Here is a 4,845-nt window from a genome sequence, read left to right as displayed (position 1 = left end):
TATTAAGTTAGGTGGAATGCTTTTGAGCTAGGCTGAATCCGTTGACGCTCAGGGGGCGCCCATGACCACCACCCCATTGCACAAGCAAGTGTTAAGTCGTTATTCCAGTGTACAAGCTTGGCTGGAGCTCTTGGGTAATCTGGGGCGTGCGCCGGCCACCCTTGACGCCTATGGCCGTGCCCTTGCGCATTACTTATTGCATTGCGAAGGGAGTGGGCTGAAACCCGAATCCGCGACATTCGAACAAGTCACGCTCTACATCCGTGAGCTGCTACCTGGCGCAAAGAGCGCGGTGGCGAATTCAACCTTGCACCAGCGGCTTACTGCTATCCGGTTGTGGTACGACCACCTCGTTTTTCAGGGTCTTTGCGAGCACAACCCCGTGCCCCGCGGACAGCATGGTCGGCTGGCCCAAGTGCCTGGACATGGAGGGTTTGTCAGGGGCTTGCTCCCACGGCTGATTAAGTTGCCAGACATTCCCACCGATGAGCAGTGGCGACACTTTCTCAGTATTGCGGCCAGGTCGTCTATCCGTGATCGACTAATGCTGTCGTTGGCGTATTTCGGGGCTCTTCGCCGTGCCGAGTTGGTGGCCTTGCGTATTGAGGATTTAGACGTTGCACACCGACTGATCTCGGTGCGAGCGGAAACGACCAAAGGCAAACGCAGCCGCGTCGTGTGCTACAGCCCAGACATTGCACCTGTCTTGATAGAGCATCTACATGCTCTTCGCGGCGCTGGCTGGATGCGAGGTTCGTTGTTTCGATCAGCATCAGATCGTAATCGAGGCTCGCCACTGTCCCGTTGGGCGTGGAGTAAAACGGTTGAAGGGTGGGCCAAGGAAGCGAAACTATCGCACCTGAGCACTCATACCTTTCGCCACCTTCGGCTTACCCATCTGGCCCGTGCGGGCTGGAAGCTCCATGAACTGACCACGTATGCTGGACATCGAGACCCCAAAACCACTTTGATTTACCTGCACCTATCTGGCGCGGATTTAACCGCAAAGATGGCGCACTCCGTCGGCAGTCTCGATGCTCGGATGTTCTGTGAACTCTTTGGGTCTGAGGCATTGCTATGAGCACCCCCTCAGTCACCCCTTATGTTCCGTTCGACGCGAGCAAGTACGTACGTCAGAGCGATCTATCGAAAATCGAGCTGAGCATACTTTCGAATCGCTCTCACCGTTCAGACTGGGGCTACCTCCAATCAGAGATACCTGAGCTCATGAGGCCGCTAGCTGATATAGCGGCGCACAGCGGCGTTTCTCAGCGATTAGCCATTTCATCAGTGGCAGTCATTCTCTGGAATGTCAGCAAAACCGGTAAACCCTACTGGTGTTGGTCTGAGTCGCAGTGGTTGACCTTGCTCAGTAATCGAGCAGGATCACGACCATATCTCGCTTCCGTTGCTTACCATCTCGGCGATTTTCGAACCCCGCAGCGTATCGCCAAATTCCGGCAGCCGGCGATATATGCTTCTTTTATCTTCGGCCATGCCGTGTTCAGACATGAGCACGTTCGCTTGAGCCAAGCGTTGAGATCGCTGGGCTACGCTGCTCGCCATCTTGAGCAGTTCCTTTCCAACGTGCTGGGTGCCTTGATGCTGGAAAACGGCGATCCGCGGTTGGAGACATTCACCGAGGAACTGCTACTGAAGGGCCAACAGCATCGAAGCGAAGGTGTCGCGAGATCGGTCGGAAAGGTATCTCACGGCCTCGCTGCCATGGGGATTTTGGCGAAACCTTTACGCATGCGAGGCTATACCTGTTGGCGGGCGAAAAGCATCGAAGGCATCGATCCGACTTGGGCAATGTGGTGCCGTCGATGGCGAGACACTTCCACCTTGCGTCCACGCACACGTGAAAGCAATTACAGTTTTATCTTGAGGACCGGTGTCTGGCTAGCGCGCGAGCAATCAGGAATGGCGGCGCCTACCGATTGGAGCATGTCCACTTGCGCTGCATTTATTGCTGCCGTCGACCGGATGACGGTCGGTGAGTGGGCTTTGGAGTCAGCGAAGGGAACACAGCTAAAGGGGCTTGGTCAGCCTATCGCTGCCAACTCGAAGCGCGGCTTTCTACATGCCTTGCGACGATTTTTTACAGACTTTGAACTCTGGGGATGGGGTCGTTTGAAGTTCAGCCCCCGGCATCACCTCGCCACCCCGCGATCCGTGACATTCAACTCGGGTATCAACCCGCGGGTAATTGATGACTCGACCTGGCTCAAGCTGATTTGGGCGAGTCTAAATCTTGAGCGTAGTGATCTGCTTTCGGAGATTCACTATCCGCTGTCGATGGTTCAAGCCATTGCTGTAGTGTGGACGCACGCTGGTTTGCGCAGCAATGAAATCATGCGCTTGGATAAAAGATGCGCGCATCCTCAGACCAATGATGTGGTACACGAGGATGGGACCATCGTTCCAGCAAAAACTTTATGCTATCTCGATATTCCTGCCAGCAAGACGTTCAAAGCTTTCGTCAAACCTGTAGCGGTGGTCGTGAAGGAGCGCATTGACGCCTGGCTGGAGGACAGGCCTGCTAACCAGGCCGCTTTGCTGGATGAGCGAACCGGGGAAAAAGTTAGCTACCTATTTCAGTTTCGAGGCAAGCGCATAGGCTCCAGTGTCATTAATGGCACCATCATTCCAATGCTATGCGCCAAGGCGGGTGTGCCACTGGAGGACAGTCGCGGGCGAATCACCAGCCACCGGGGACGTGCCTCCGCAGTGACGGCGCTCGCCAGCGTCCCTCAGGGCATGTCGCTGATCGAGCTAATGCAGTGGTCGGGACATAGCTCGCCGAATTCGACTTTGCATTACATTCGAATTCGGCCTACCAAGCTGGCAGCATCCTTCGTTAAAGCCGATCAAATGGCCCATATGGTCTCCGTTTTGATCGATCATGACGTAATTGTTCGCCATTCAGATGCCCCCTACACCTTCTATGACTTGGGCGACTCGTATTGTTCAAATCCCTTCTGGAGCAGCTGCCCACATCGCATGGCCTGTGCGGGGTGTGACTTCAACTTGCCGAAAGCCAGCGCAAGGGCCCAAGCATTGGAAAGCAAATCGTCTATCGGACGGTACTTGGAGGCCGTGCCTTTAACTCCCGACGAGCGAGCCATTGCCGAGGGCGACTTGGAAAAGCTGGAGAGCCTCATTCGAAAGCTGGACAATGTGCCGGCTCTAGACGGCAGGATGCCGAGGAGATCGATGAGAGAAAGAGGAGGCTATAAGTAGAAAAGTTCTTAAGCGACTAGTGGCTCGCTAGACATACCTGTCGCGTTACTCCTAAGTTATGCGACACACTAGATTTTTCGGGGTTTTGCTGGGCTGCGGGTGTCGCAGGAGTGTGCCGCACGTAGATCGAAGTTAAACCTGATGCTAGGCCGGCTCATGCACTAGCCGGATGTCGATTTCTCTGTCGACATACTGCCACTCCACCGAGGCTCGGAGTTCGGCCAGAAGCCTGTTAAAGGCCGTCTCATCAGACGGGGAATATTCGAACCAAGTCAAGAAGTCGAAGGGTTCGTTCTCGCCCAGGTCCCGACAATGGTGGAGGCGGCGGGCCACAGCAGGGAGATATTGGAGCCCGATGTGAATGTGACGGGACTGTTCCTCAAAAATCTTCCGGCGTTCGTCTTGAGACAGTCCCCACCATGAGGGGTTTTTCCGGATAGGGATCAGGGCGGCGCAGGTAGCCTCTGCTCGACCCAAGCTTGGCTGCTTCGCCACGAGACGATCCTTCTCTTCACGCACGACATAGCGCTCGTTACTCGTTATCCCGCGAAGGAGCCATTTGGTGCCCGGAGGCTGCGGCGAAACAGAGCCAGCGGCTACGTTGAGCCGTGGGATTCCAGGGAGAGGGGCTCCTGCCACGGCATTCATCGCAACAACGCGCCAAACCCCCGTTTCTCCACCAGCGAACGTAAATACTCGTGTATTCATCAGGTTCCTCTCAGGCCTTTCGCCTATTTCTCAGATAACGCAAAACCTGCACTGCCCGGCGCAACCACGGAGACAAATATGAAAGGTCCTGGACCAGAGTTCACGGCACCATGTACTTGCCCAGGTTTTGCAATGGCAATATCTCCAGCTTTAAGATGAATTTCTACGCCGTTGCCTTGATAATACTTGGCCTCACCTGAGATAACCGTCCAAGTATCTTGGCCGTGAGGATGGACATGGGCAGCTATTTCCTGCCTAGGGTAGGCGTGCCAAACTACAACGACAGAATCGTTGGTCTCCAGAACAACTGAACGGATCGGTTCGCCGTTAGACGGACGGACATATTCGTCCACCGAAAAAATCCGCGATTCCGTTTCTGCTTTCATGTTCACACTCCATTCCTGCACCGCAAGGTGACGTGCATCTGGCACTAACACCAAGACGAAGCCTTGATCTTGATGGGGGCGGAGAAGCTCGACACGCCGAACGGCATCATGAAGAGCACTTTCATGCGGCACCAACCATTTCTTTTAACGACACGAGGCTCGTATGCACATGACGATATGTACTTGAGCGCCTTTCGGAAAAGCTATGTTATAGGACGGAGACCGTCAATACTCCGTCGTGGGTAGGCATGACAGAACGGTAGGATAACGGCGACGTTTTGGTCATATGTACATGGGAGGGCGGTTCACCGCTCGGCAGGGGTGTTGTCGATGGACAGGTGTCCGCCTTCGATGTAACAGATCAGCTTTGACCGGTTACTAACAGGATGACCGGATGATCCGGTGAGCGACGGCGATCTCCTCAGAAGCTACAGCCATACCGGTTGGGTATGAGAAGCTCCAAGGGCGAGCATGGCCCGGTTCTTATTGACTTTCTATTACACATAAA

The 4,845-nt window shown here is 54.7% G+C and carries 4 protein-coding genes; 2 read left to right on the top strand and 2 right to left on the bottom strand.

Annotated features, from left to right (window positions below):
- The first annotated feature begins 61 nt into the window (after positions 1 to 61).
- Positions 62 to 1,081, top strand: coding sequence for a site-specific integrase (locus BHD08_RS22835; RefSeq protein WP_011914410.1), 1,020 nt, complete (start codon positions 62 to 64; stop codon positions 1,079 to 1,081).
- Positions 1,078 to 3,243: a tyrosine-type recombinase/integrase gene (locus BHD08_RS22830; protein ID WP_011914409.1), complete on the top strand. Its 2,166-nt coding sequence runs from the start codon at positions 1,078 to 1,080 to the stop codon at positions 3,241 to 3,243. The genes BHD08_RS22835 and BHD08_RS22830 overlap by 4 nt, the downstream gene beginning before the upstream one ends.
- A gap of 144 nt (positions 3,244 to 3,387) precedes the next feature.
- Here the strand turns inward: BHD08_RS22830 and BHD08_RS22825 are convergent, their stop codons facing one another.
- A complete protein-coding gene (locus BHD08_RS22825; protein WP_011914408.1) occupies positions 3,388 to 3,891 on the bottom strand; it encodes a chlorite dismutase family protein in 504 nt (167 codons plus the stop codon).
- An 83-nt stretch (positions 3,892 to 3,974) separates the two neighbouring features.
- Positions 3,975 to 4,337, bottom strand: coding sequence for a cupin domain-containing protein (locus BHD08_RS22820; RefSeq protein WP_071534424.1), 363 nt, complete (start codon positions 4,335 to 4,337; stop codon positions 3,975 to 3,977).
- Positions 4,338 to 4,845: the final 508 nt, after the last annotated feature.

The sequence above is a fragment of the Pseudomonas sp. SCT genome, assembly GCF_003864275.1.
GTDB lineage: Bacteria > Pseudomonadota > Gammaproteobacteria > Pseudomonadales > Pseudomonadaceae > Stutzerimonas > Stutzerimonas stutzeri_AE.
The sequence above is the reverse complement of the archived record's forward strand: the minus strand, read 5'-3'. Positions and strand labels throughout refer to the sequence as shown.

What these genes read in the sequence shown, in the direction of transcription:
- BHD08_RS22830 (WP_011914409.1), top strand. Translation starts at nt 1,078, where the DNA reads ATGAGCACCCCCTCAGTCACCCCTTATGTTCCGTTCGACGCGAGCAAG.
- BHD08_RS22835 (WP_011914410.1), top strand. Translation starts at nt 62, where the DNA reads ATGACCACCACCCCATTGCACAAGCAAGTGTTAAGTCGTTATTCCAGT.
- BHD08_RS22820 (WP_071534424.1), bottom strand. Translation starts at nt 4,337, where the DNA reads ATGAAAGCAGAAACGGAATCGCGGATTTTTTCGGTGGACGAATATGTC.
- BHD08_RS22825 (WP_011914408.1), bottom strand. Translation starts at nt 3,891, where the DNA reads ATGAATGCCGTGGCAGGAGCCCCTCTCCCTGGAATCCCACGGCTCAAC.